A 293-nucleotide genomic window follows, 5' to 3' on the forward strand; every position below is an offset into this window, starting at 1 on the left:
AAATTAAAAACGCGACCGTCAGCCAAGCAGCCGGGCACTGGTATATCTCCTTTCAGGTCGAGCAGGAGACGCTTGAGCCAATTCACCCCTCCGGCTCAATGGTCGGGCTAGATGCGGGGATCGCCAAGCTCGCAACCCTGTCAGACTGCACGGTGTTTGAGCCCGTCAACAGCTTCAAAACCAATCAGACCAAGCTGGCAAGGCTCCAACGCCAGTTGAGCAAAAAGGTAAAGTTCAGCAGCAACTGGAAGAAACAAAAAGCCAAGATCCAGCGGCTGCACTCACATATCGCC

1 protein-coding gene is annotated in these 293 nt (G+C 53.9%); it reads left to right on the forward strand.

The features are described from left to right. On the forward strand, positions 1-293 hold a 293-nt coding region (locus J9889_RS19550), incomplete at both ends, for a transposase (RefSeq protein ID WP_210557781.1).

Source organism: Aeromonas sp. PrichA-15 (assembly GCF_017939245.1).
In the GTDB taxonomy this organism is placed as follows: Bacteria; Pseudomonadota; Gammaproteobacteria; order Enterobacterales; family Aeromonadaceae; genus Aeromonas; species Aeromonas caviae.